The organism is Rothia sp. HMSC058E10 (assembly GCF_001809415.1).
In the GTDB taxonomy this organism is placed as follows: Bacteria; Actinomycetota; Actinomycetes; order Actinomycetales; family Micrococcaceae; genus Rothia; species Rothia dentocariosa.
Genome location: NZ_KV797619.1, coordinates 190,590 through 217,190, shown reverse-complemented (window position 1 = coordinate 217,190; position 26,601 = coordinate 190,590). Strand labels below are relative to the sequence as shown.

24 protein-coding genes are annotated in these 26,601 nt (G+C 49.0%); 7 read left to right on the top strand and 17 right to left on the bottom strand.

Translation table 11 applies throughout. The features are described 5' to 3' along the window. Positions 1 to 224: 224 nt before the first annotated feature. The 9 genes from HMPREF2609_RS03880 to HMPREF2609_RS03840 all read right to left on the bottom strand — a co-directional run bounded on the left by HMPREF2609_RS03880 (position 225) and on the right by HMPREF2609_RS03840 (position 11,857). Positions 225 to 1,190, bottom strand: coding sequence for a 6-phosphogluconolactonase (locus HMPREF2609_RS03880; protein WP_070535104.1), 966 nt, complete (start codon positions 1,188 to 1,190; stop codon positions 225 to 227). Further along, a complete protein-coding gene (locus HMPREF2609_RS03875) occupies positions 1,183 to 2,169 on the bottom strand; it encodes a glucose-6-phosphate dehydrogenase assembly protein OpcA (protein WP_070523835.1) in 987 nt (328 codons plus the stop codon). Before HMPREF2609_RS03875 ends, HMPREF2609_RS03880 begins: the two co-directional genes overlap by 8 nt. Beyond that, complete coding sequence (gene zwf, locus HMPREF2609_RS03870; protein ID WP_070535101.1) at positions 2,166 to 3,713, bottom strand: glucose-6-phosphate dehydrogenase; 1,548 nt, start codon at positions 3,711 to 3,713, stop codon at positions 2,166 to 2,168. Before zwf ends, HMPREF2609_RS03875 begins: the two co-directional genes overlap by 4 nt. 216 nt (positions 3,714 to 3,929) lie before the next feature. Further along, entirely contained in the window at positions 3,930 to 5,036 is a 1,107-nt protein-coding gene (gene tal, locus HMPREF2609_RS03865) for a transaldolase (protein WP_048752214.1), read from the bottom strand. A 109-nt stretch (positions 5,037 to 5,145) separates the two neighbouring features. Further along, entirely contained in the window at positions 5,146 to 7,287 is a 2,142-nt protein-coding gene (tkt, locus tag HMPREF2609_RS03860; protein WP_083296688.1) for a transketolase, read from the bottom strand. A gap of 324 nt (positions 7,288 to 7,611) precedes the next feature. Further along, positions 7,612 to 8,523: a heme o synthase gene (locus HMPREF2609_RS03855; protein WP_048752300.1), complete on the bottom strand. Its 912-nt coding sequence runs from the start codon at positions 8,521 to 8,523 to the stop codon at positions 7,612 to 7,614. 300 nt (positions 8,524 to 8,823) lie between these two features. Continuing rightward, on the bottom strand, positions 8,824 to 9,870 hold the full coding sequence (locus HMPREF2609_RS03850; protein ID WP_048752210.1) for a COX15/CtaA family protein: 1,047 nt from the start codon (positions 9,868 to 9,870) through the stop codon (positions 8,824 to 8,826). A 95-nt stretch (positions 9,871 to 9,965) separates the two neighbouring features. Further along, positions 9,966 to 10,748, bottom strand: a complete 783-nt coding sequence (locus tag HMPREF2609_RS03845) for an ABC transporter permease (RefSeq protein WP_048752298.1) — start codon at positions 10,746 to 10,748, stop codon at positions 9,966 to 9,968. 44 nt (positions 10,749 to 10,792) lie between these two features. Beyond that, the gene (locus tag HMPREF2609_RS03840) at positions 10,793 to 11,857 is read right to left on the bottom strand and encodes an ABC transporter ATP-binding protein (RefSeq protein WP_070450189.1); all 1,065 of its coding nucleotides are present in this window, start codon (positions 11,855 to 11,857) and stop codon (positions 10,793 to 10,795) included. Positions 11,858 to 12,135: 278 nt separating this feature from the next. On the opposite strand from HMPREF2609_RS03840, the gene HMPREF2609_RS03835 reads away from it, so the two are divergent. The 5 genes from HMPREF2609_RS03835 to HMPREF2609_RS03815 all read left to right on the top strand — a co-directional run bounded on the left by HMPREF2609_RS03835 (position 12,136) and on the right by HMPREF2609_RS03815 (position 16,928). Beyond that, positions 12,136 to 12,960: a helix-turn-helix transcriptional regulator gene (locus tag HMPREF2609_RS03835; RefSeq protein ID WP_048752207.1), complete on the top strand. Its 825-nt coding sequence runs from the start codon at positions 12,136 to 12,138 to the stop codon at positions 12,958 to 12,960. A gap of 93 nt (positions 12,961 to 13,053) precedes the next feature. Further along, the gene (sufB, locus tag HMPREF2609_RS03830; RefSeq protein ID WP_048752205.1) at positions 13,054 to 14,511 is read left to right on the top strand and encodes a Fe-S cluster assembly protein SufB; all 1,458 of its coding nucleotides are present in this window, start codon (positions 13,054 to 13,056) and stop codon (positions 14,509 to 14,511) included. Further along, complete coding sequence (gene sufD, locus HMPREF2609_RS03825) at positions 14,511 to 15,785, top strand: Fe-S cluster assembly protein SufD (RefSeq protein ID WP_048752203.1); 1,275 nt, start codon at positions 14,511 to 14,513, stop codon at positions 15,783 to 15,785. Before sufB ends, sufD begins: the two co-directional genes overlap by 1 nt. A gap of 18 nt (positions 15,786 to 15,803) precedes the next feature. Then, positions 15,804 to 16,562, top strand: coding sequence for a Fe-S cluster assembly ATPase SufC (gene sufC, locus HMPREF2609_RS03820; protein WP_004004627.1), 759 nt, complete (start codon positions 15,804 to 15,806; stop codon positions 16,560 to 16,562). A gap of 36 nt (positions 16,563 to 16,598) precedes the next feature. Beyond that, positions 16,599 to 16,928: a metal-sulfur cluster assembly factor gene (locus HMPREF2609_RS03815; protein ID WP_048752201.1), complete on the top strand. Its 330-nt coding sequence runs from the start codon at positions 16,599 to 16,601 to the stop codon at positions 16,926 to 16,928. A gap of 136 nt (positions 16,929 to 17,064) precedes the next feature. On the opposite strand, the gene HMPREF2609_RS03810 is transcribed toward HMPREF2609_RS03815, so the two are convergent. Both HMPREF2609_RS03810 and HMPREF2609_RS03805 read right to left on the bottom strand, forming a co-directional pair. Then, complete coding sequence (locus tag HMPREF2609_RS03810) at positions 17,065 to 17,529, bottom strand: HD domain-containing protein (RefSeq protein WP_239653024.1); 465 nt, start codon at positions 17,527 to 17,529, stop codon at positions 17,065 to 17,067. Positions 17,530 to 17,643: 114 nt separating this feature from the next. Further along, complete coding sequence (locus HMPREF2609_RS03805; RefSeq protein ID WP_246825562.1) at positions 17,644 to 18,618, bottom strand: GNAT family N-acetyltransferase; 975 nt, start codon at positions 18,616 to 18,618, stop codon at positions 17,644 to 17,646. A 333-nt stretch (positions 18,619 to 18,951) separates the two neighbouring features. On the opposite strand from HMPREF2609_RS03805, the gene HMPREF2609_RS03800 reads away from it, so the two are divergent. Then, entirely contained in the window at positions 18,952 to 19,764 is an 813-nt protein-coding gene (locus HMPREF2609_RS03800; protein WP_048752198.1) for a DUF4253 domain-containing protein, read from the top strand. 50 nt (positions 19,765 to 19,814) lie between these two features. Here HMPREF2609_RS03800 and HMPREF2609_RS03795 read toward each other — a convergent pair whose 3' ends face one another. The 3 genes from HMPREF2609_RS03795 to HMPREF2609_RS03785 form a co-directional block, all read right to left on the bottom strand. After that, positions 19,815 to 20,462 carry a CbiQ family ECF transporter T component gene (locus HMPREF2609_RS03795; RefSeq protein ID WP_048754058.1) on the bottom strand — a complete coding sequence of 216 codons (648 nt, stop codon included), beginning with the start codon at positions 20,460 to 20,462 and terminating at the stop codon, positions 19,815 to 19,817. After that, complete coding sequence (locus tag HMPREF2609_RS03790; RefSeq protein ID WP_246825561.1) at positions 20,459 to 21,196, bottom strand: energy-coupling factor ABC transporter ATP-binding protein; 738 nt, start codon at positions 21,194 to 21,196, stop codon at positions 20,459 to 20,461. The genes HMPREF2609_RS03795 and HMPREF2609_RS03790 overlap by 4 nt, the downstream gene beginning before the upstream one ends. A 99-nt stretch (positions 21,197 to 21,295) precedes the next feature. Next, positions 21,296 to 21,889, bottom strand: a complete 594-nt coding sequence (locus HMPREF2609_RS03785) for a biotin transporter BioY (RefSeq protein WP_048752193.1) — start codon at positions 21,887 to 21,889, stop codon at positions 21,296 to 21,298. 267 nt (positions 21,890 to 22,156) lie between these two features. Here HMPREF2609_RS03785 and abc-f point away from each other — a divergent pair, with 267 nt between their 5' ends. Continuing rightward, complete coding sequence (gene abc-f / locus HMPREF2609_RS03780; protein ID WP_048752192.1) at positions 22,157 to 23,755, top strand: ribosomal protection-like ABC-F family protein; 1,599 nt, start codon at positions 22,157 to 22,159, stop codon at positions 23,753 to 23,755. A gap of 591 nt (positions 23,756 to 24,346) precedes the next feature. Here the strand turns inward: abc-f and HMPREF2609_RS10545 are convergent. The 3 genes from HMPREF2609_RS10545 to HMPREF2609_RS11100 form a co-directional block, all read right to left on the bottom strand. Continuing rightward, entirely contained in the window at positions 24,347 to 25,060 is a 714-nt protein-coding gene (locus tag HMPREF2609_RS10545; protein WP_246822657.1) for a metal-dependent hydrolase, read from the bottom strand. 134 nt (positions 25,061 to 25,194) lie between these two features. Further along, positions 25,195 to 26,163 carry an SURF1 family cytochrome oxidase biogenesis protein gene (locus HMPREF2609_RS03775; protein WP_070450192.1) on the bottom strand — a complete coding sequence of 323 codons (969 nt, stop codon included), beginning with the start codon at positions 26,161 to 26,163 and terminating at the stop codon, positions 25,195 to 25,197. A 170-nt stretch (positions 26,164 to 26,333) separates the two neighbouring features. Then, positions 26,334 to 26,567 carry an acetone carboxylase gene (locus tag HMPREF2609_RS11100; RefSeq protein WP_080972538.1) on the bottom strand — a complete coding sequence of 78 codons (234 nt, stop codon included), beginning with the start codon at positions 26,565 to 26,567 and terminating at the stop codon, positions 26,334 to 26,336. Positions 26,568 to 26,601: the final 34 nt, after the last annotated feature.

Here is a 26,601-nt window from a genome sequence, read left to right as displayed (position 1 = left end):
GATTCCTGAGGTTTTGCGGCCCAAAATGAAGGGTTCAACTGTGCTCGCGAAGAATCTGCGGGCGCTCGAAAGGTTAGAACCGCATCCGACCGAGCTCGCGGAGAAGGCACGGCAAGAAGCAAGTCACCTCAATACTATCAATATGCTGAATGACTAAGGACGCGAAATAAAAGTGGGAGTCATAATCCTAAGACTGTAACCCCCACTAGAAAAATTTGTGGATCCTAAGCTAGCGATTCTTCCGTCGCAAAAATCAGGGTCTGTTTCTGCCCACGAGCCCCGATTGCTGGAGTTTCTAGGAGCATATTGGCAGTAATATCCTCAGCAGGAACTTGTGCACCCTTGAGAAGACGGGTTGTCGCATCCTGTTTATCACCGCCGGTAATCAAAAAGAAAATATGGCGCGAATTATTGATAACCGGCAGCGTGACAGATACACGTTCGCTAGGTGGCTTAGGGGAATCCTTGACCATTACCGTCACAGCTTTAGCGCCGTCCACAGGATCCTCTGGTAAACCTGTGCCCAGAAGGACTTGCTGCCGATTGGGAAACAGCGAAGCGATGTGACCATCAGGCCCCATCCCTAGGAGCGTAACATCAAAAATGGGGACAGGCCATATATCCGAGCCGCCGCCGCATCCACAACCACCGCATCCGCAGCCGCCTCCAGATTGCTGAGAAGCAGATCCCCCGTGCCCTCCCGCTAATGGAAGCTCGGATGCCCCCTTAGGCATCTCAACACGCACGGGTTCGGCAGAACCCGCAAAATTACGCATTTCGTAGGCATAGTGCTCGGCAGCAGCTTCAACATCAATCATGACATCGGAAGGACCCATACGATGCGCGTTTTCAACCGGAAAACCAAGATCTACTAAATCTGCGAGAAGCGCCTCAATTGCTTGTCCATCGTTCCGATCCGGATCACGCTCGGGAACAAAGCGTTCATCCGAGAACCAGAAATGAACGCGCGACCAGTCAATATCCTTAACACGTGGAGACTGAGCCCATGCACGAAGAGTAGCAATGCCCATCGTGCCACCTGTAAGAGAGACATGAGCCATGGTACGTTCCGTGAGTACATGCTCAATAACATCTAAGATACGCGTAGTGGCATCAGAGGCAAGCGCCTCCCGAGAAGGATGCGCTATTAAAGTTGGAGTACTCTCACCAATATTGTTGATCTTAGGCATCGAAAACCTCGGGAAATTCAGAAGTATTAAGGAAAGGTTCAGCATCGCACTGAGCAGGATGCATTTCCAGAGTAGGAAATGCCGACTTTAAAACTTCCCCATACATAGTGTCAGGGTCAAGTCGGCGTAATTCCTCAGAAATACAATCCGCTAGAGTACGAACTGGTAGTGGAATCTGCTGATCAGGTGTATAGGGAGTTTCAATAATAGCGATATTCTTGCCGGGGCGGAACATTATCGTTTGCCCATCTTCACGCTCAATAGCTACACGGTAAAGACCCCGTTCTGCTGCGCCGATGGTTGCAAGATGAACCTCAGCCTCGAGTTTCCAGCCAAGCCAAGCGCCAAGGAGCACAACCGAAGGAGACTTCTCAGAACCCCAAACCACTACACGCTTAACAGGAGAGTAAGGCATCTGCTCCAAAAGAGCTGCCAGTTGGGTACGCCACAGCGTCAAACGTGTCCAGGCAAGATCGCTATCCCCGGCCTGATAAACCTCAGAAAGATGCGTAAGAACAGCCATCGGATCATATGCGCGTGCCGAATCTGTGATACGGCGCTGTGCAATCCTACCAATTGAATCCTCACCCGGATTCTCAGGGACGGAATGCGGCCACCACACAACAATAGGAGAATCCGGCAAAAGCAGGCCAGAAATCAACGATTCTGTCGGCGTTGATGCACTACCCCAGCCGCGCAGAATAATAAGCTCAGAAGCGCCGGCCTCTCCACCCACATGAATCTCGGCATCCAGTTGATCGGGCGCATCACTATTATGCGCAATATGCACAATGATCCGGCTCGGATGCTCGTGTGAAGCGCGGATAGCCGCATTAATAGCCTCGCGAGAATGTCCTTTTTCTGCTAGTACCACCAAGGTAAGTACGCGGCTGCTGCTAAGACTGCCGTTTGAAGCCAGAAGATCAGAAAGTTCCTTTGAAATAGCAGAAACATTCGTGTGTTGCAGATGCGAAATCACGGGCGCCTCCAGGCACGGTTATCACGCTCAAGCATCTTCTGAGCCGAACGTGGACCCCACGAACCGGATTCATAGGGTTCAGGCTTAATCTTGTTCTCTTCCCAATATTTCTCAAATGGATCCAAGATCTTCCACGAAAGTTCAACCTCCTCGTGGCGAGGGAACAGCGGCGGTTCACCTAAGAGCACATCCAGAATCAAACGTTCATATGCCTCAGGAGATGCTTCGGTGAAGGCGTGTCCATACCCAAAATCCATATTGACGTCGCGGATCTCCATCTGAGTACCGGGAACTTTAGCTGCAAGACGGATCGTCATACCTTCATCAGGTTGCACACGGATCACGATAGCATTCTGCCCTGCAGGAACCTCAGTCTCCTTACCAAAGAGACGGTCAGAAGATTTCTTGAAGAGAAGCGCAATCTCGGTTACTCGGCGACCCAGCCGTTTACCCGCACGCAGATAGAACGGAGTTCCTGCCCAGCGGCGGTTGTCAATATTGACTTTAAGAGCCGCAAAAGTTTCTGTGCGTGAGTCCGCAGGAATATCTTTCTCATCAAAGAACCCGTTGACATGTTCGCCGCCTTGATAACCGGGGGCATACTGGCCGAGCGCGAAAGAATTTTCCAGATCATCAATACGTACCGCTTCCAGTACCTTAGCCTTTTCAGCGCGAAGATGCTTAGAATCAAGGCTAAGGGGTTCCTCCATGGCGGTTAGAGCCAACAGCTGAAGCAGATGGTTTTGAATCACATCGCGTGCGGCACCCACACCATCATAATAGCCAGCACGAGAACCAATGCCGATATCCTCAGCCATCGTAATCTGCACGTGGTCCACATAATTTGCGTTCCAAACCGGTTCAAACATCTGGTTTGAGAAACGCATCGCTAGAATATTCTGAACGGTCTCTTTACCCAGATAATGGTCAATACGGAACACTGAATCCGGGGGGAATACACGTTCCACAATTCCATTAAGTTCACGCGCTGACTCTAAGTTGTGACCAAACGGCTTCTCAATAACGACACGACGCCACCCGTTCCTGGGATTATTGTTCGCGTTATCGCGTGAGGCTAAACCGTGCTCGGCAAGCTTCGACAGCACCTGTTCGAAAGCCTTCGGCGGAATAGAGAGGTAGAACGCATGGTTCCCTTGGGCGCCAAGTTCATCGAGCTCAGCAAGAGTATTTTTGAGACGTTCAAATGCGGCATCATCATCAAAATTACCGCGAACAAACCGCATACCCTTCTGAAATTGGTTCCAGACATCCTCACGGAATGGGGTACGCGCATTTTCTTCCACAGACTTACGCACATAGTTACGAAAATCATCGTTATCCCACTCGCGGCGCCCATACCCAACAAGACCAAAACTTGGGGGCAACAAACCACGATTCATTAGGTCATAGACCGCAGGGAGCAGTTTCTTGCGGGCAAGATCGCCCGTGACGCCGAAGAACACAAGTGCGGAAGGACCCGCAATACGAGTGAGACGTCGATCGCGCGAATCTCGTAGCGGATTCGACTCATGACCGGTATGCAAGATAGATTCCTTTGATTGCTGATAATGTGCACATTCACCCTGCGATACTTTATATATCCTTGGGGCACGTATCCCTGCATCTTACCGCTTTGATGGTAAAGAGAGACATCTGATGGCGAGCGCTGAAAAGCCAGTTTCGTAATATTTATATCGCCAGCGCTCGCCGCATGATTTTTTTAGAGATCGAGTATAAGAAATTACTCTACTCGCTAGTCACTAATGAGACTCTTCGAGTGCTTTTCGTACGGTTTCTAGAAGCTCTTCCCACGAAACGTCAAACTTTGCAAGACCTTCGGTTTCGAGCTTGTCCACGACCTCTACATATGAGATACCCAGACGCTCGATATCGTCCAGAATCTTGTTGGAGTTCGTATACTCACTGGTAACAGTATCTCCCGTGATTTCACCATGGTCAGCAACAGCGTTCAGAGTCGCTTCAGGCATGGTATTGACAGTGTGTTTAGCGACCAGGCCGCTAACGTAGAGAGTATCTGGAAGCGCCGGATCCTTGACACCGGTAGATGCCCAGAGGGGGCGCTGAATGTTAGCACCATGAGATGCCAAACGTGCCCAGCGTTCTGAAGAGAACATCTCTTCAAAAACTTCATATGCTAGGCGAGCGTTGGCCAGACCAGCCTTGCCTTTAAGCGATAAGGCCTCTTTAGTACCGATTTCATTCAGACGGGTATCTACCTCGCTATCTACGCGGGATACGAAGAATGATGCGACCGAATGTATCTTAGAGAGATCCTTACCATTTTTGAGTGCTTCTTCAAGGCCGAGCATGTAAGCGTTAATGACTTCACGATAACGTGTTAGTGAGAAAATGAGAGTCACATTAACGCTGATTCCTGCTGCAAGAGTCTTAGCAATAGGCTCCAGACCTTCGACGGTTGCGGGAATCTTGATCATGACATTCTCACGGCCTACACGCTCGTAGAGTTCTCGTGCCATTTTCTGGGTTCCCTCGGCATCGCGGGCAAGGCGGGGATCCACCTCAATAGAAACCCTGCCATCATAGCCCTTGGAAGCAGAATATATGGGCTCGAAGACGACACAAGCGGCGCGTACATCGTCAGTAGTCGTTGCGAAGACAGCTTCTTCAACGTCTGCGCCAGATGCGGCAAGCTGGCGCATCTGCTCAGCGTAAGCAGCACCTTTTGAAAGCGCACCGGCAAAGATAGTGGGGTTGGTAGTGACACCCACGACGTTCTTAGCGCTGATGAGCTCTGCAAGACTGCCACTGGTAAGACGGTCGCGGGAAAGATCATCAAGCCAAATGGAGACACCAGCGTCAGAGAGCTTTCGAGTTGAACCACTCATGAAATAAAACCTTCAATCTAAATTAGTTAATATGGACGGGTGAGCATTAATGAGCTATGCAAGATGCAACGCATCAGGACTCACCGAAAAACTTTAACTTGCCGACTGACTATTTGACCGCAGCGATAGATTCTTCAGCAGCAGTTACGACGGCTTCAGGGGTAATACCAAACTCACGGTACAAAGTCTTAGCATCAGCAGAAGCCCCAAAGTGCTCAATTGAGACAGCACGTCCTGCAGAACCGAGCAAATCATACCAGCTCACGCCCAAACCGGCTTCAACTGAGACGCGTGCTGCAACCGAGGAAGGCAGAACTGATTCTTGGTATTCGTTTGACTGCTCGTTGAACCATTCGCGGGAAGGCATTGAAACAACTCGAGCTGCAATGCCTTTTTCTGAGAGCTTGTGGCGGGCTTCGAGGGCAATTTCAACTTCGGACCCAGTTGCGATCAGGATGACATCTGGAGTTCCCTCGGTGTCAGCCATAACGTAACCTCCGCAGGCAGTACCTTCTGCGGAAGCAAATTTTTCGACTTCAGTATCTGAATGAATATCCTCACGAGCCCAAACCGGTAGGTTCTGGCGAGAAAGTACTAGACCGGCAGGGCGGTCTTTCTTCTCAAGAATGGTGCGCCAAGCAACTGCAGTTTCGTTCGCATCTGCTGGGCGTACAACGTCGAATCCAGGAATTGCGCGCAGTGAGCTGAGATGCTCGATCGGCTGGTGGGTAGGCCCGTCTTCGCCGACACCAATGGAGTCGTGAGTCCAGATATACAGCGCTGGTACACCCATGAGAGCTGAAAGTCGGACTGCAGGACGCTGGTAATCCGAGAATACGAAGAACGTCCCAGAGAAAGCACGGGTTGGCGAAGATAGCACGATACCGTTCACAATTGCTGCCGCCCCCTGCTCGCGAATACCGAAATGCAACACACGACCGTAGGGGCTACCTGTCCAATCCTCCGTACTGTGCGAAACCGGGTTGAATGATTCAGCGTTGTTGATAGTGGTGAGGTTAGAACCTGCTAGATCGGCAGATCCACCCCAAAGCTCAGGGAAAGTATCAGCAATAGCATTAATGACTTTGCCGGATGCTGCGCGGGTTGCTAGTGAAGTACCCGGCTCAAAGACAGGGAAAGCAGCCTTATAATCAACTGGCATTTCGCCTGACACCAGGCGGTTGTACAGCTTTGCCCGCTCGGGGTTAGCCTGAGCCCATGCCTCAAATTTTTCATTCCAGACCTTATGCGCAGCAGCCCCGCGTTCACGAAGTTCACGAGTATGCGCCAGAACCTCATCCTCAATGAAGAAGCTCTTTTCGGGGTCAAATCCTAGAACTTTCTTGGTTTCAACGATTTCTTCGGCCCCCAGCTTTGAGCCGTGAACGGACCCAGTATTTTGCTTGTTGGGTGCTGGGTAACCAATGATAGTACGCACCTCAATGAATGAAGGCTTATCCGTGACCGTTTTCGCGCGCTCAATAGCGTTGTAGAGTTCCTGCACATCTTCAACGTAGTTTCCGGTCTTGATCCAGTCCACGCGCTGAACATCCCAGCCGTAGGCCCGGTAACGAGCTGGCACGTCTTCGGTGAATGCAACGTCAGTGTCTTCTTCAATAGAAATATGGTTGCGATCCCAGAGTACGATGAGATTACCCAATTCTTGGTGCCCAGCAAGCGCACTGGCTTCTGCCGTTACGCCTTCCTGAACATCGCCTTCGGAGGCGATACAGTACACATAATGGTCAAAGGGAGAAGCACCAACCGGGGATTCGGGGTCGAAAAGACCACGCATATAACGTTGAGCATATGCAAAACCAACGGCAGAAGCGAGCCCCTGACCCAATGGACCAGTCGTAATTTCTACGCCCTTGGTGTGCTTATATTCGGGATGTCCAGGAGTGAGCGCATCCCATGTGCGAAGAGATTCTAGATCCTCCATCTCAAGACCATACCCACCCATAAATAATTGGGTGTAGAGAGTTAGCGATGTGTGACCGGGGGAGAGGATGAAACGATCGCGACCTTCCCAACGGTCATCGTTGGGGTCTTGGTTCATGACCTTTTGGAAGAGCAGATAGGCAACAGGAGCAAGGCTCATGGCGGTGCCGGGGTGACCTGACCCTACTTTCTCAACCGCATCGGCTGCCAATAAGCGAGCAGTATCAACCGCACGCTGGTCTACCTCAGTCCATTCGAACTTTTTGTTAGGGTTAGTCACGTATTGTCCCTTCGCTTGGTGGTACGTCATGCATGAAGTACACAAACAATAGTAGTCTGTGAACGCTGACTGCAGCAGATATAACTCAAAAGATAGGGTGCGTATTCCATGAGCACTCTCAACGAGTAATCATGTACATAGCATCTATAAATCTATCGTGAAATTCTACCTTCTTAAGGATAGTTCACCATCCTAGCGTTTATAGTATGTTCGCATGGTATTTAGACGACTTATGCCTCACGCTGAACTTACATACATAGGATGCTGTAGCCTAAGCTCCACGTAGATAAGTTTCAAAATAGACCACCCGTATCTTGAGATAGCTGCTTTACTCGCCTCAAGATACGGATGCTCTTAGAAAATAAAAGATTCTAATATAGGCTGCCCAACAAAAGGATCGATTGCCAATGCAATGAAAAGAATCGTTAGGTATGTGATGGACCCGAAAAATACCACCATAGCGGTACGGCTTGTTGCTACCTGCTGGAGAGCTAAATAATGGAGCTTGTGGCAGTGGTAGAGGAACCATGCACCAGCGATAGCCGCGCTAACGCCGTACACCCAGCCCGCGCCTCCAATAGGGATCAGTAGAAGCGAACAGATAACCATAGCCCAGCCGTAGAGTACGACCTGTACAGACACTGTTTGAGCGGGAGCGATAGCACCCAGCATAGGAACACCGGCTGCTTTATAATCCTCCGCGTATTTCATAGAGAGTGGCCAATAGTGCGGAGGAGTCCAGAGGAAAATTACTGTAAAGAGAATTAAAGCTGGCCATTCAATGGTATTGCGAACAGCTGCCCATGCAATTAGAACAGGCATACACCCGGCAATCCCACCCCACACAATATTCTGAGTAGTGCGCTTCTTTAAATACATGGAGTAGAAGACTACATAGAGCAAAATAGCGGCAAGCCCTAAAAGCCCAGAGAGGGGATTTACCATAGTCCACAGATATACGACGGAGATAACAGCAAGTGCCCATGCGAAGACGAGTGCTTCTCGGTCTGTTAGCTCTCCGGTAACTAGGGGGCGTTTTTCGGTTCGCTTCATTTTTCGGTCAATATCACGATCGATATAACAGTTGAAAGCGCAGGAAGCGCCAGCCGCCATGGCTCCGCCAAGAAGCGTATTTATGACTAACCAGAAACTGGGCATGCCATGTGCCGCAAACATCATTGTAGGGGCGGTTGTTACTAGAAGAAGCTCAATAATTTGGGGCTTTGTCAGGTGAATATACGCTTTTATTTTGCGCCCCAAGGTCATGTCCCTTGTTGCCCGCGGAGTAGGTACAGTCACCTCTGACGCCGCATGCGTGGAGGACGGAACCTCCTGAATTGTGTAACCCTTCATGATGGGCTCCTTGACGTGTGTGCGTGTGCCTAATCTGCGCGTATCAATCTGTGGGGTAGGAGGTACTCACAGATAGGCATACCTTCGGCTCAAAGACGTGCAGGCGCAGGAATGCTCCTTAATAGTGTACGCCTAACCTTAAATAGCTACCAAGGCATGCCAGCAATAAACCCATATATGACATTGTGCGCTTACCGTGGGAATAACTCAGCTCTAAGAAATTGCTAGCCGCTGTTGAGCTAGGGCACGGGCCTTCTGAGAAGATAGGGTCAGCTGCCTTTCGATCAGCGATAGTGATGCCCAGGTAAACATACCCGACCCCAGCATATGCGCCTCAACGAGTAGAGGGGGAAGCCCGGTGTTGTATTGAATATAGCCAATCGCGCCCTGATAGACCATGATTGCTGCCAGTACAAGTAAAGATGATAAGAAAGCACGTGGCATGGCGTACTTCCGTACTAAAACAAACATGATAACCAGCAGAAAAAGAAACGCCCACACTGCCCATGCATGAGCACGGGATACTGCGATAGCGTCGAACTCGTGGCGATGCGTGCGTGGATCACCCGCATGCGGGCCTGTGCCGGTGACTACGGTACCCATAAAAAGTAAGAACGAAACTAACGCCAAATCTATCCAACCAAGTAGGCGGATAACACCACTTTTTTGTGGAGGAAATTCCTTAGTAATATCTTCGCGCTCAGAGATACCTGCCCTAAAATAGCGACGCACACGGTTTACCAAGATTGCTGCTAATCCAATCATGATGGCAGAGGCGAGGTAATGGGCTGTTACCATCCAGGGATTGAGCCGCTGCCATACAGTAACGCCGCCAATAACGGCCTGTAGCGGAATACCCCACAGGAGGAGTAAAGTCAGATTGAAAAGATCGCTATACTTTGATTCGTGTGCTCGTAATCCCGTAAAAAGCTTTGGAAAGATTGCTTTGACGTGGTGCACATCAGGCAGCGCAATTCGGAGAATCGCTAAGAACGCAAGGATAGTGATTACCATGAGCACAAAAGTGAGCATACGGTTACCGAATTCAACGAGCCCATGGATACCGTCGGCAGGGGTAGTTGTCCACTGTTCTGCAGTACACCGAGGCCAGGTATCGCATCCAAGGCCTGATCCCGTAAGGCGCACAACGGCGCCAGTTACGATGAGTAAGAGATTGCTCAGAGCCGTACCCACCGCTGTGTACAAAACCCAGGGGGTGTATTGGATGGGAGATAGTTTATTTTTGAGGGTAACTAGCATAAGAAAAGCCTTTTAAACCGTGTATGCGTTAGGAATGATCGTTGATGGTGCTGGTTGATTCCAGAACTCGTCCCGAAATCCTGAACTTAAGAGCGCTAATCGGACCATTTAAATTTACGTGAAGCAATAAAACCAATCACTAGTGTCCAGACAAGTAGCACAGCATGGGGAAGGGGTAAAAATATATCCTGTAGATAATCACCGCGAATCGCTTCACCTAAAGCGCCTGAAGGCAGGCACAGAATGATAATGCGGTACAGCTCAGGGAAATTATCTATTGGAATAAGGATCCCACCAGCGCTGGCCAGAACAACCCAGGCGATATTCACGATAGCTAAAGTTGCCTCAGCCCTCACCGTCCCAGCAACGAGTAAGCCTAGGGCTGTAAATGCGGCAGCCCCAAGCAATAAAGTACTAAAAGAGCGATACATCGCAAAAATATCCGGACGCCATCCAAGACCGAACCCAACGATAGTGACCATAATAAACTGTATGGCGATAACGGTGATAACTGCCAGCACCTTGCCGATAATAAGCCCGTTGCGTCCTAGAGGGGTGGTAGACAGAAAACGAAGAACACCGTACCGGCGGTCAAAACCAGTGGCAATCCCTTGACCAGAAAGTGCAGTTGAGACAACACAGAGAGCCAGTACCCCCGGCACTGCAACATTGACGCGGGTCGTATTCAACGCATCAGCGTAAGAATCCAGAAAGCTTGTATAGCGAAGTCCAAAAAGCGCCATCACGGGGAAGGCAATATTGAGCATCAGCTGTTCACCATTTTTAAGCATGGCAAGGGTCTCATATTTACCTTGAGCTAGAATACGCTGAAAACTAGAAGCAGCGCGCGGATACGGATACTCGTTACCTTCTGTCATCTGCTGACTATCGGGGGCAGTGGGCAGCTCTGCATTTGTGGGGTTCATCGAATATCACGTCCCGAAATATCCAAGAATACGTCTTCCAAAGTCTTCGGTTCCATCGTGAGAGAGTTAGGCATAAGGTAGTGATGTGCTAGGGCTGTCGTGAAAGCGGAAAGATGTTCGGGTGTAAGGGGACCACGGAGCTCATATTCGCCTAAGCCGCCTAGTGAGTATGGCGTATGCTCTATAAGCTCTACATCCGTACGAAGATGTACAGGCAATAAGTCGTCACGCGTAGGTGAAGGTGCTTCTAACGTGAAATGAAGCCGTACAACCCCGTCTCCTGTTACAAGTTCTGGGACTGTACCTTCACGCGCCGTTTGACCATTATCAATAATATAGACATAATCCGCGAGCTTTTGCGCATCATCAATGAGATGGGTTGTTAAGATAATGGCGACTCCAGCCTCACGCTGCTCACGAATAATGTCAAAGACGACATTGCGAGACTGCGGATCAAGTCCTGCTGATGGTTCGTCTAAAAAGAGTACCGAAGGACGCCCAAGAAGGGCTGCTGCTAATGAGACACGTTGTTTTTGTCCCCCAGAAAGACGCCGAATATTGGTGCCGTTAAAAGCATCTATTCCTAAACGATCTACAAGTTCACCGACAGGATAAGGATTGGCGTACATCTGAGCAACATGTTCAAGAAGTGGTACGGGACGTACGGCATTAGGAAGCCCCCCATCCTGAAGCATGATACCGACGGAGGCCCGCATCTCTGGGGATGCCAGAAGAGGGTCTTCTGAAAGAAGCTGAATAGTGCCGGACGTAGGTTCAGTAAGCCCCTGGGCACATGCAAGAGTTGTAGTCTTACCTGCACCGTTAGCACCCAAGAGTACAACAACCTCGCCGGGATAGACTTGAAGACTTATGTCAGCAACTGCGCGATGCATACCCTGAGCGGTAAGACGTTCAGGGTGTTTCTCGCGGAAAGAACGAGAGGGCTTAAACTCTTTGACGAGATGAGAAATCTTGAGTGCAGGATCGCTGCTAGTACCGCGAGCTGCTGAAATGTCTAATGCGGTAGCTGCTTGGTGTTGATAAGCTTCAGTTTCTGCCACCTCTCTATCTTAAGCCCTCAGAGAGTAATCTCTATGTTTCCCTCTAGCGATAGCATCTTTATGACGCGAGTTAGATCACGTCAAAGTGAGGATATGAACCGCTTAGCACTCTCATGGAAATGCCCGAAGAGCAAAAATACCTAGAGGCCTAAAGGCGGTATTATCTTTCACCGGTTCTTATGGCTTACCGCAGCTAAGCAAGAGACTAAACGGTGTGGTGTGTGCAAGTAGGAAGACCTTACTAGCCAAGATTGAAGTAATTAGGACATACTTTAGTTGTGTATTCCGTGAACAAGACATCTCATCGAGGGCTTCAACAGCAGCCTTCCTCGCATAAGAAGTCAAGCTCTGGCGCACGTAAAGCGGAAGTTGAAGAACGCACCCGTGACCGGGTTCTTCGTGGTGTCCTGAACCATGGTCCCGTGTCTGCGGCAAGCTTGGGAGAGCTTTTAAGCTTGACCCCCGCCGCTGTGCGTCGGCACCTTGATGCGCTTGAACAAGCAAACATGATTGAAGTTGCTTCTCTCAAACAATATGGGGCAGGTGCGGGGCGCCCAGCTCGACGGTACGTCATCGCACCTCAAGGTCACGAACGTCTAGGAAATGACTATTTGATGATTGCGCGCAACGCTCTTGAAATGTTGCGTGACACCGTTGGGGAGAGCGCACTTGAAACTTTCGCATCCACACGGGCTGCCGAAATGGAGGCACGATACCGCCCTGTTGTGGAAGCGGCAGGGGAGGATGTTGCGGCGCGAGCCCAGGCTCTCGCTGAAGCCATGAGTCGTGATGGGTTTGTGACAACAGCGCAGATTACAGAACCACCTGCCGGTCGGCTCGCGCCGGGGAAATTGCTAGCTAGCATACAGCTCTGCCAAGGGCATTGCCCAATACGCGATCTGGCTGAAGATTTTCAGGTTTTCTGCGAACAAGAGACTGGGATTATTTCTGATCTTCTGGGCGTTGACGTACGTAGGCTATCAACGATGGCTGGAGGGGCTCACGTATGCACAACTCACGTTCCGCTCAATCACTTAACAGAACGTGTGAATTCTGAAAAACCGGAAACATCAGAAAGCATGCGGGGTAATTCGGCACGGTAGAAATTACCCCAACCTAGAGTGTGTTATTCCAAAGACTACCGAGCCCGCATCTGCGGAGCCGGATAAATTTCAATCCATCTAAGAAAGGCCGTAATGACTGAGCAAGTTGAGCAGAGTGCCAACGACACTGTCATTTCAGAGATTCTGGAGTTGAACCCTGAACTCGAGGGCATTGGCAATTACGAGTATGGTTGGGCAGACTCTGACGAGGCGGGCCAGTCCGCTAAGCGTGGTCTGGACGAAGCCGTAGTGCGTGACATCTCTGCGAAGAAGAATGAACCCCAGTGGATGCTGGATATGCGTCTGAAGGCATTGAAGTTTTTCGAGCGTAAGCCGATGCCAACCTGGGGTGCAGATCTTTCTGACATCGATTTCGATAACATCAAATACTTCGTGCGTTCTACCGAAGGTCAGGCTGAGTCTTGGGAAGAGCTTCCTGAAGATATCCGCGTGACATATGAACGTTTGGGTATTCCGGAAGCGGAACGTAACTCATTGGTCGCTGGTGTTGCCGCTCAGTATGAGTCTGAGGTTGTGTACCACCAGATCCGTGAAGACTTGGAGTCTCAAGGCGTTATCTTTGTTGATACCGATACCGGTTTGCGCGATTATCCTGAAATATTTAAGGAATACTTCGCCTCTATTATCCCTATCGGCGATAACAAGTTCTCCGCTCTTAATACTGCGGTGTGGTCTGGCGGATCATTTGTGTATGTTCCGCCGGGGGTACATGTTGAGATCCCCCTGCAGGCATATTTCCGCATTAATACTGAGAACATGGGGCAGTTTGAGCGTACCTTGATCATCGCAGATGAAGGGTCATATGTTCACTATATTGAGGGCTGCACCGCGCCTGTATACCGCTCTGATTCGCTGCACTCAGCAGTTGTCGAGATCGTTCTTAAGAAGAACGCCCGTGTTCGCTACACTACCATTCAGAACTGGTCGAACAACGTGTACAACCTGGTGACTAAACGAGCAGTCGCGCATGAGGGTGCCACTATGGAATGGGTTGATGGTAACATCGGCTCTAAGGTTACTCAGAAGTATCCTGCAGTATATATGGTCGGTGAACACGCCAAGGGCGAGACTCTGTCAATCGCGTTTGCTGGTGAAGGGCAGCATCAGGATACTGGTTCCAAGATGGTGCATATTGCCCCGAATACTTCTTCAACGATTGTTTCGAAGTCCGTGGCTCGTAACGGCGGACGTAGCGCATACCGCGGTCTAGTGCAGGTACGTGAAGGTGCGAAGCACTCGAAATCATCCGTGGTGTGTGATGCTCTCTTGGTTGATACTGTATCGCGTTCAGATACCTACCCCTATGTCGACGTTCGTGAAGATGACGTTACGATGGGGCATGAAGCTACGGTTTCACGCGTTTCTGAAGAACAGCTCTTTTACCTCATGCAGCGTGGGCTGGCCGAGGATGAAGCAATGGCTATGATTGTGCGAGGCTTCGTTGAACCGATTGCTCGTGAGCTGCCCATGGAATACGCACTTGAACTTAACCGCCTCATCGAACTTCAGATGGAAGGATCTGTGGGCTAATGTCGACTAACGAAGAGACCCTGGGATATCACAGCCCAATTATTCCCGGTATGGATCAGGAAGGCGAGAAGCTCGCCTCTGAGCATGTCCATGATGATACTATTTTGCGCGCTACCGAGGAACACCATCAAGGCTCAAACCCTAATAACGTGCAGAAGGTTCTTGACGCTTCCCGCGCAGAACGGAAAACCTCATATAACGTTGAAGACTTTGAGCCACTTACTGGACGCGAGGAAGATTGGCGTTTTACCCCGCTGAAACGTTTGGGCGGTCTTCACCTTGACACTCTGCAGGCACAAGCCCCAGCTCCGAAGATCCAAGCACCTTCTGAAGTTATCCTTGAAGAAGTATCCCGTGAAGATGAGCGCATTGGTACAGCAGGTGTTCCTGAAGACCGTGTAGCTGCAAATGCATGGACTCATTTTAAGACAGCTACTGTGGTGACTATTCCCGCCGAAACCGAGCTTACTGAGCATATCGAAATAGATATTGACGGACAGCATTGTGATGCTGCTACTCAACATATACTGATTGAGGCTAAACCATTCTCAAAAGCGGTTGTTGTAATTCGGCATACCGGATCGGCTGTTCTGGCGCAGAACATAGAATTCCTGATACAAGATTCTGCACAGTTGAGCGTTATTACCCTTCAACAATGGAATGACGATGCGATTCATGCCTCAGCGCAGTATGCCAAGCTAGGACGCGATGCTCGTTTCAAACATGTGTGCGTTTCATTGGGCGGTGATATGGTGCGTGTTACCCCTTCAACGAAATTCACGGAACCGGGCGCTGAGACAGAGATGTACGGTCTTTATTTTGTGGATGCTGGCCAGCACATCGAGTCACGTTTGTTTGTGGATCATTCTGTGCCCAACTGCAAGTCGCGAGTGACTTATAAAGGCGCATTGCAGGGCAAAGCAGCGCACTCCGTATGGGTTGGTGACGTCCTCATTGGTAAAGATGCGGAAGGTACGGACACCTATGAGCTGAACCGTAATCTCCTCTTGGAGATTGGTCCGCGCGCTGATTCCGTACCGAACTTGGAGATCGAGACTGGACGTATTGAAGGTGCCGGTCACGCATCAACAACCGGTCAGCTAGATGATGAGCATCTATGGTACCTGCGGGCTCGTGGTATTCCGGAAGCTGAAGCACGTCGTCTAGTGGTCCGCGGATTCTTAAACGAGATTATCCAGCAGATTCGCGTACCAGAGCTTGAAACAGAACTTACTGATGCCCTTGAAGCAGAGCTTGCTCTCAGCAACAACTAAGCCTTATTAGGAGAAACAATGTCTACCCTTGAAATCAAGGATTTGCACGTCTCGGTCATTCTTGATGATGAAAAAACTAAGCCTATTCTCAAAGGCGTGAACTTAACCATTAACTCGGGCGAAATCCACGCTATTATGGGTCCAAATGGTTCCGGTAAATCTACTCTTGCCTCAACTATTGCCGGTCACCCCAAATACCAGATTGATTCCGGGCAGATACTGCTTGATGGTGACGATATTACCGAGATGAGTGTGGATGAGCGTGCTCGTGCTGGGCTGTTCCTTGCCATGCAGTACCCAGTCGAGATCCCCGGTGTCACGATGTCTAACTTCCTGCGTGCTGCTAAAACTGCTGTGGACGGTAAGGCACCTAACTTACGAACCTGGACCAAAGACGTTAAAGAAGCTATGAACCATCTGGACATTGATCCTGCGTTCGTTGCTCGTAACGTCAATGAAGGTTTCTCCGGCGGTGAGAAGAAACGTCATGAGATTCTGCAGCTGGAGCTTTTGAAGCCCAAGTTCGGTATTCTTGATGAAACTGACTCCGGCCTTGACGTTGATGCTCTTAAAGTCGTGTCTTCCGGCGTGAACCGTGCTCACGAGGAAAATAATATGGGTGTTATGCTGATTACGCACTATACCCGTATCCTGCGTTATATTAAGCCCGAGTTTGTGCATGTTTTTGTAGACGGCAAAATGGTCGATCAGGGCGGTCCTGAACTTGCAGATCGTCTAGAAGAAGAAGGTTATGTAGCATACACTGGGAAGAAATAATCTTATTCAGTACGAACTACTTGTAAGAGGTGCATCATGACTGAGACAGTGCAAGCTCGTCCCTCGCAAGAGGAAATTGAGGAAGTCCTCAAGGAAGTCATTGACCCTGAACTTGGGGTAAATATCGTTGATTTGGGTCTGCTTTATGGCATGCGCTGGGATGATAATGGAGTCCTGATCCTAGATCTAACGCTTACCACAGCTGCATGTCCGCTACAGGACGTTATTGAGGAACAGGTGGAAGCAAATCTCGATAGTGTCGTTACCGAATGGCGCGTGAACTGGGTATGGATGCCCCCGTGGGGGCCCGAACGCATTACTGAGGATGGTCGCGATATGATGCGCGCTCTCGGCTTCAACATTTAGCGTTGCCATACATTTGTTTTGCTGTAAGGGGTGGGTACCTGGAACATTCCAGGTACCCACCCCTTGATTTATAATTCCACTTGATATAACACTAGTCGTTCACAAACGGGATAGGTCATGCTTGATTCTTGCCTAGCTACTCTTTGGTAATGCCTAAGAGCCTGAGCGATTTATTGTATTTCTTTGCCAGACGTTTGCGAGTGTCTTCGTCAAGGTGGGAAACACGTTCCGGGTCAGTGTTATCGGCAATATCGGCACGTTTGACCCACAGTGCAATTTCATTAGCGCGAACTCTCGCCATAGATGACTCCAGAGGCTCGTGTGGACGTTTAGTGAGCGCATCAACGGCATCAATAATGCGGGCTGAAAAGTACCGAGCAAGGTAAGGGAGAGTGACTTCTGTATCCTCTACGGTATCGTGCAATAACGCCACGATCTGTGCTTCTGTGCGAAGCTCTTCAGGGGCAATTTCGCGCACTTTAAAAGCAACCCGTCGTGGATGAGATATATAAGGCCAACCGTTTTTATCGACCTGCCCAAGGTGGGCGTTGTCAGCGATACTATCTGCGAGACGAATCATTTCTTTGAAATATGAATTCATCGTTGTCTCCTTCATCAACGTGATACTTCTAATGTACTCTGTACGTCATTGTGCTGCGTTACTGCTTGTCATACATCAAGCTTCTTTGCTTCTAGCTGGATACATGTGAGATCTTCACATGTTAAAAGACCGGTCTCCAACCCATATATAACTTCCTACTACTGTGCGCCCTACCCCTTGAGCATTGCGCAAGGAGGGAAGGTTGTCGGCATGGATTGTTCCCCATAGCATATCTTGAGGATTTACCTGAGATAATTTGAGGAGGTTTTTAATACCGTGACGTAGAACTGCATTCCCTAGCCCTTGTCTGCGAAAAGGCGCATCTAGACATAACTCTTCGACGCTAAACCCTCTAAGTCCTTGTTCGCCTCTGCGATCTAGAGTCAAAAATCCTGCCGAGGAGTTATCCACTGTAATATGCCAGCCTGTTCCTTGACGTATAGCATCTTCAAATGATTCTTCTCCCTGAGGAGTGGCCCACTCAAAAAGATGGGGGTTCTTAACTGCAATAGATTCATATATGCGCTGCGTTTCGTAACTGGCAGCAGAAGCATCAGCAGGAGAAAGCGGGATGAGCTCTACTCGATCATAATTCTTCGGCCACAAGCGTTTGTCTAACTCACCTAGAGTCCCGGCGACAATGTGCATGTCAATAGTTGTTGCACGAGCACCAGGGACTGAACCAAGGCCACGTACAAGCTGATCTACCTTACCTGGCACAAAGAAACGTGTGCATATAGGACGGAAGCTTTCATAGTGGCGAAGCAAAGATTGGCTTAGAGCTGCGATATAGACTGTAGTACAAGGAATATTCGTAGCTATTACATCTATAAAAGGTCGATTCAGATCTTGCCCACGGTATCGAATTCCTGTAAGCGTTTGGTATGTGGCATGTGAATCTGTTATCGAAAAGAATCTATTGGCCCAGTCTTGTGTGTCTTGCGTAGGCATGTAGTTGAACTGGTTCTGTAGAAGAGGACTTATATGATCTCGATACCCCGCACCAAACTCTAGGGAGGTACGTTCCGTAAAATCTGCTGCGAAGTATTCTGCGCACTGCTGTGAAAGTTCCTCAGCCGAGTAGTACATATGGAAATTCTGAGGGACCCAAGAACGAGGGAGAAAGTCGTGGGCTTGTTCTGCGGGAAGATTTCCTAGTATAAACATAGAGATACCCTAACATATGTGATGTGAAGCATGCTTATATTCAATTTATGAAACTTATTCTGTTTTAAAAGAGATAAAAATCATAGTATATGAATGTCAAATAACAGGTAGTTTTGAAATATTTTGAGGGTATATCATGTGAATTGCTTAAGATGCTTTAGACTCGCCCCAAATCTAGCGTAGAAATCTGTTGTATAAGGCAGAAACTAACCGAAAACTCAGGTAAACTGATGGGAATCAAGCATCGGAGACACCATGGCGGAACTCTACAAGAAGTTCACCTCTTTATATCATTATCCGCACCTGCGGATAGCCCCTGGCGCTCCCAGCAGTTACATTCACCATTTGTATCTTAACCGTTTGGCGGATGGGCGGACCTATGGGTTCACCCCGGTTCTGGTCGTACTTGACGATCTTCTTCTGTCTACTATCCAGAACAATATATCGGCGCGCACGAAAAACCCGCCAGTGAATATTAGCGCTGAGTACGTTAAATCCTATGCTCAAGATATATTGACAGAACACCAAAAACGCCTTGATAAGGATTCATTAGAAATTCTTGTGCGTAAAATATTAGCTCGAGCTGACTCGACTTTATTCGAGAACTATTATGAAGGATTTTTAACGTCGCAGGTAACGGTTCCTCGCGGCATTGCACCTGCTCTACGTGCGCCTGCCCCTCTGACATTCGTATCAAGCCTGATGAATGAAGATGAGACTCTAGATAATTCAGCTGAAATTATCTTGCTTGAAATTCCTACAGCGTACCCATCAGACGTCTTTGCGTATCTGCCGTTTGGCGGGTGGGAAGACGTCCCAAGTGCGGAAGACATGTTAGCACTCGCGCAGTATTGGTATGAGCGGGATGGTGCTATTCCGGCTGTTATTGCAGCAACCTACCTTGAGTTTTATACTGCAGAGCCAATCACAACATTGCGCGACGCCGAGGTGCTTGCTTTAGAACAGGGGATAATAAGTCGAGCGCTAAAGCCCACAAGTTATGAGGACCTCTCATGTGTCGTGAAGGGGCTTTATAACAAACCTTCGTGGTTCGTATGGTGGGAATAGTTTTGCTTAGCCGGGAATGATGTTGCTGGTGCCGTAAAAGAAAATTCCTTTTAGAGTTCTACGCCTCGTGCGGTTAAAACGTCCCCGGTTATTTGAGCGTATCCTACTGCTTGTACCACAAGAGGTACAAGCAGTCGCCAAGTGGAACGTTTGGGCAAACCGCGTGCGTGAGCAGCTTGTTGTAAAGCTGCCCAATTATCCATAATGGCAGGAATAGATCTTATAACCAGAGCGAGCATCAGTCCTATACGTTTGGGAGATAAGCCTAGAAGTTTAAGTGGTGTGAGTAACCAGATGATTCCATCAAGTAAAAGAGGTAGCGGAGTAGTCGTGAGAAGAATCCGTGAGATTAGGACGGCGCCTAGCATGGTACACATGACGTCTACCGCAATTTGCCACGTGCCCCAAAAGACATAATAAAGCCCTAAAAGAATTATAAGCCATCGCAGCGTATAGACGATTTTTAAGAGCGTGCGGATACGCATCCCAGCTGACCAAGACAAGATAAAACAAAAGAACAGAACGTATAGTGCTACTTCCCAACCGGTTACCGCGAGCGCGAGCAGTAAACAAGCGCAGAGGAGGCTTTTGCCCCAAAGCGGTGTGCGATGCAACAGCGAATTCCCCGGAGCGTAGCTTCCAATAAGTAAGTTACCGAGGAAAGTCGCATGGTGCGACCTCTGCGCGGTTCGAATCACGTGGTTGAATCCTTCCGAGATTGCCTGGCTCGTATATTATGCAGCAGGTTTTCGTTGGGAAAGCCTTGTTCACAATATAAACGGTATTGTTGAACCGCTTCGTGCGCTTCGCCATGGTATATAAGCTCTCCATTATGGATAATGACTGCTTCATCGCATGTCTCCGCCAAGCCGAGGTCGTGGGTACTGATAATAAGCATCTGATCGAGACTATTCAGAAGGTTTATCAGCCGTGTTCGATTACGTAGATCAAGAAGAGTCGTAGGCTCATCAAGTAAGAGGATTCGTGGTTCTACCGCTAAAATCCCAGTGAGGGCTACAAGTTGTTTCTCTCCGCTGGAGAGAGAAAAAATGCTCTGATCAGCCTTGTCGTCGAGACCTTGTTGAGCAAGCAGCTTATGTGCTTGCTCTAGGCGTTGAGTTCGGTTGAGAGAGCTATGCCGACGGAGGCTAAGCTCTAGATCTTCGAGGACTGTAGGCATGATAAGCTGCGCATCTGGGTTAGCGAAGAGCATACCTATAGACCGACGAGTTATCTGTGGACATTCGGAGATATCTACTCCACATACCTTTATGACTCCCTGGGAGGGTCGAGTAATACCGTTAAAAAGCCCTAAAAAGGTTGACTTTCCCATGCCGTTAAGCCCAATAATCGCAGTTTTAGGTGCGGTTAAAGAGACTGATACATGGTCGATAATATTTCGAGTTTGTCCGTGAGCGTTTTCAGCTGACACGGTAACTGCATCAAGTTCAAGGGACGGGGGAGCGGACGGCATCGTTGGTGCTTCGCGCTCAATTTTGGCGCTACTTTTCTTGGAAAAAAACATCCTCAATTACCTGCGAGCTTTTGAGCGCACTAACCCAGGAAATGCCCGATGCACAGCAGACGCCACGATAGACGCAACGATAGACTTAAGAAGGTCTGGAAGAGCAAATGAAGCCGCGATGACAAACGCATGGGTAAATTCCATATGTCCGTTGGTCATAAGCCCTAAGATACCTCCTGCAGAAATTACCACGAAGCCTACCATAGCGCAGAAGATGCACAGGATAGCGGTAAGCCAGGGATTGAGCTTTCTACGGATTACTGTATAAGCTAGCGTCCCAGCCAATAACGCGCCCAGAGGATAGGCTAGAAGATAGCCACCGGTTGGCGTCGCAAGCGTACCAAACCCTGAAGCACCTTTAGCAAAGATTGGTAGCCCTAGGCACCCTAACAGTACGTAGAGGAGAGTTGCTATAAAAGCTCGAAAACCACCGAGTACTAGAGCGGTGGTGTAGATAGCGAAAGGGCCAAGAGCTAAAGGAATCGGGACACCTGGGATTGGTAGCGCCAAAGGACTAAGAACCGCGATAAATGCTGTGAAGACTGCTATAAGAGCTATATTGCGCCCTGGTGATTGATCTGGGGCATAAGGGTTAGGCACGAGAGTTGATCCTTAAAAATATGAAGTCGTGTGTGGCTGATTATGACGTTCGGTGTCAAGATCGAGGGTAGTACCGCCCTCGACGCCGCTGGGGTCTTATATATTCTTATATACCTTCCTACCATAGAAAACGCATTATGTAATATATGTGACGTTTTACGGAGACTATCGGGTGTCAGCGTCTTCTAGCGTAACTCACGTAGAATAGATGGGTTGTTAAACTCCTCATTCACTAACTGTTTTGTTGATTCTCGGAAGGGACATGTTGTGATTTCAGTACAGAATTTAGAGCTCCGCGCGGGTGCCCGTCTGTTAATGGAAGATGTAACCTTTCGGGTAGATAATGGGGACAAGATCGGTTTAGTGGGGCGTAATGGGGCCGGGAAAACCACTATGACAAAAGTCTTGGCGGGATTAGCTCTACCAGCAGAAGGTACAGTCACCCGGTCCGGCTCTATCGGATACCTCCCTCAAGACCCCAAAGTCGATGATATGACTCAACTGGCGCGTGACCGTATTCTTTCAGCCCGCGGACTTGACGGAGTAGCCAAGAAAATGCGCCAAGCTCAAGAAGATATGGCGAGTGAAGATGAGAGCATACGTACAAAGGGTATGCGGCGCTATGATCGTCTTGAGGCTGAGTTTATTGCTGGCGGCGGCTATGCCGCAGAATCTGAAGCCGCAGTTATAACCTCCAATTTGGATCTGCCTGAACGAGTACTCGCGCAACCTCTTGAGACTCTATCTGGTGGGCAGCGTCGTCGTGTGGAGTTAGCACGTATCTTGTTTTCAGCTGTCGATACGATGCTACTTGATGAACCAACAAACCATTTGGATGCGGACTCCATTTTATGGTTGCGTGAGTTCCTGAAAAATTTTTCGGGTGGTTTGCTGGTTATTAGCCACGATGTTGAGCTTATGGAGTTGGTAGTTAACCGTGTGTTTTATCTTGATGCAAATCGTTGCGTGATTGACCAGTACAACATGGGGTGGAAGAACTATCTGAGCCAGCGTGAGCAAGATGAACATCGTCGTAAGCGTGAGCGTGCTAATGCTCAGAAGAAAGCTCAAGCACTCATGGAACAGGCTAATAAAATGCGGGCAAAGGCAACTAAAGCCGTGGCGGCTCAACAGATGATAAAGCGTGCTGAACGTATGATGCGGGGGCTGGAAGACGAACGCCAAACAGATAAAGTTGCTGCTATCCGCTTTCCTGAACCTGCCCCGTGCGGTAAGACCCCGCTGTCTGCACAGAGTCTTTCAAAATCCTACGGCTCACTTGAAATTTTTACCGATGTTGATCTGGCTATTGACCGTGGTTCTCGTGTTGTCGTATTGGGGCTGAATGGTGCTGGTAAAACTACTTTGCTACGTATGTTAGCTGGCAACACTGCTCCCGACACCGGCGAAGTTGTCTATGGGCATGGAGCTAAGATCGGGTATTTCGCGCAGGAACATGAGATTCTCGATGGTGAGCGAACTGTTTTAGAAAATATGAAATCCGCCGCGCCGGATCTTGACGATACGCGGGTACGCACTATCCTCGGTTCATTCCTTTTTTCTGGTGACGATGTGGAGAAACCAGCAGGTGTACTTTCCGGAGGAGAGAAAACTCGTCTTTCATTAGCAACTTTGGTCGCTTCGAGCGCCAATATACTTCTCTTGGATGAACCGACTAACAACCTTGATCCTGCATCTCGTAAAGAGATTCTGAACGCGCTCAAAGCCTATAAAGGCGCTATCGTTATGGTATCCCACGACGAAGGAGCTGTGGAGGCTCTAAACCCCGAACGTGTTCTTTTGCTTCCGGACGCAGTTGAAGACCTCTGGTCGAAGGAGTATCAGGATCTTATCTCACTTGCCTAGACGCAATCTGCTCTTAGGACAAGGAAAAGGTGTTTACCTAGCATCTGTATGTGATGTAACGCGTGGGAATGCTCCTAACCTTTGTGGGTATAGGTGTGTATGTAAACTGGCGCATAAGTGAAAGTGCTATGAAACTTTGAATATATCCTTAGAGCTTTCGCATATTATGTTGGCTATGTGGGATTTTCTGGCTAGAAGACACCCTCTTTACTTGATTTAATGATATATTGTGTGGATTTTATAAAAATATAGTGTGTATCTGCCTACATTGTGGGTTTTTGGCTGGAAAACCAATACATGAGCGGGTTAGACTTGAGTTGTTCCCGCAAATGCGAGGATGCAAAAGCACAGATTTTCGACTCTGACGAGCCGGATTAGCGCAGGTAGAGAGATTCTATCTGCTCGTAAAAGGAGAACAGCCTATGCATAACACTGAGTACGAAAAGTACCCCACCTCCGGTGAAGAGAACGTCGAGGTTGACGTCTTCTGGCCCATCCAGGACGCTTAAGTCTTGGCAAGACTGAGGTAAAAAGGTTTTATCTCCCGCTCCTAACCATATGGTTAGGAGCGGGAGATTCTTTGTTTGATGCTCAAGAAATAATAAAGTTATGGAGTGGGTAAGGGCAGAAACCTAAAAGAGCTGCCGTGTACCAAACGATATAACAGGTTAGGCAGAGAATAAGGACCTTTTCCCGGATGCTTCCTGCATCACCTAAAAGTGGGAGTGCCATGTAGCCGCTTTTCTTCCAGAGGGAAGAGGCAACAAGTGGTTTAACCGTAATGGGATATAGCGGGAGAACACCTCGGGTGGTCAGTGCGTCACCTATAACATGTAAGGTTGCGCCCACTGAAATGGCCCAGGGAAGAAGCTCTAAAGAATGAGTGGTATACGCAGCATAGCCTAGGGCGCAAGCCCCAATCCAACCTCCTGGAGCTCCTAAAATCCGCAAAGCCAGACCTCCTGAGAATGCGGCGAGAGCAAGGGACAACCACGGAATACTTTGGTAAGTGAGTGTACTGCCAAAGTATGCGATAGCCCAGAACGCGATGATCCCTAAAATTGAGTGCGTTCCCTTTCGGTGCCCTCCACTGATAAGGCCTACAACCCGGGCAATCCAACCTGATACAGGAGGTATAGAACGAGCGATAGAACCATTATGGTGATCGATATCTGGTAATACTCCTGCGCCAGCACAGGCAAGGGTTGTAACAATGAGGGTAGGAGTATTAGGGGTTTGGATTACACCAAGTTCTGAGAGAACCAACCAGCCAGCGGCAGCGCTGACGGTATGAGAATAACCCATCATGTGTGACGAAACCCCTCGTATTATTTCGAAACTATATATGAGATCTTAGATCCAGTATACAGGGAAAATTCGAAAAAGGTTTCGATTTTTATGGTGGGTTACTTCCATATCCCTGCAGGAAAGCCTGGCGGTTACGGCCGTTCTAACCTGTCCAGGAAAGCGTCTTCTTCCTCTTCATCGGTCAGACGCGAGTGTTTCTTAGCAGGGCGGGGGCGTACAATAGATTTCATATGAGAAGGCATATCGTCGATCATATCCATCTTGCGAAGCACAACGGTTTCATCCTCATGCCCAATATAACTGCCATCCTCGGCATAGAACTGCCTATAATAGCGTTCTAGCTCCTGGGCTACCTGAGCATCTAATTCATCATTACGAACTTTTTGCCGTGCACTCCAGGCATAAACAGCATAAATAAGAACTGCAAAAGCATACCATTGCATAGAATAGGACAGATTAGGTCCATTATCGAGTTCAGGTTCGGATTTCTGTACAGGCCGTTGCACAGGCGTAGGTTCTTCAGAGTCCAGCAGACCGTAAGCCCCAGCGGCGACAGGTAAATGCGTACGTTCGCTGATTTCCTGAAGGTTGATAGACGCGACTTGGCCTTCGGGAGCATCCTTACCTGTAGCGCTCTCTCCTTGGTGGACTCGCGCCACAACAATAACATCATTTGCTGGTGGCGCAGGGACTTCGGTGCTGGGGCGTGAAGCATCTGAAGAACTCGCCGACATCCAACCCCTATTGATAATGACTATTTCACCAGTATCTGCACGAAAAGGGACCAATACTTCGAACCCATTTTGTCCCTGATAAGGACGGTTGCGTACCAGTAGCTGTTGATCGGTGATATACCGACCACGAAGGGATACAGGGTGCCACTGCGCCCCCGAATCAAAGTCTTGAAAAATTGTAGGATGGTCTTGGAAGCTATAGGGAGTTGCGTGATAATTCTGCACGATTAGTGAGTTGCGCCAATCTAAAGCCTCTTTTCGGCTCATCTGCCAACCAGCTAGATAAACACAGATTATCGAGAAAATAATGCACAGCACGAAAGAGCCTATCCACTTACCCGTGAAGAGAAAACGGTATGCACCCATAGCGAATTCCTCATGCCTTTCGAAGCTGATATGAGCCTATAAAAATAGATGTGTATATAGAGACGGTGGTGTACCTGTATTACTTATGGTAGGGGAGAACGCTCGGACAATACAGTGATATGGCGCTTACGTCCCTATCTCTAACTATGGCTGAAATAGAGTTTATGAAGCTAGGACTTTTGGGGAAACGGTAGGGTCTGTTTCCAAAGCTCCCTCTCCCGTAAATAATTCTCAAGCCAATGAACGTGCTCATGACAAGCCAACCAGATCTTGCGGCGCTCAGGAGTGTGGACCTTCGGGTTATTCCAGAGAATCTGGTATGTTGCCTCGTTGTGGCAGCCTTTACGTGAACAAATATCCAAGCTAGGGGAGGAGCTCCCCGCTAAAGAGCCCAGAAGATCCACTGACACCTCCATCTTTATATTGCGCGTAACGGTA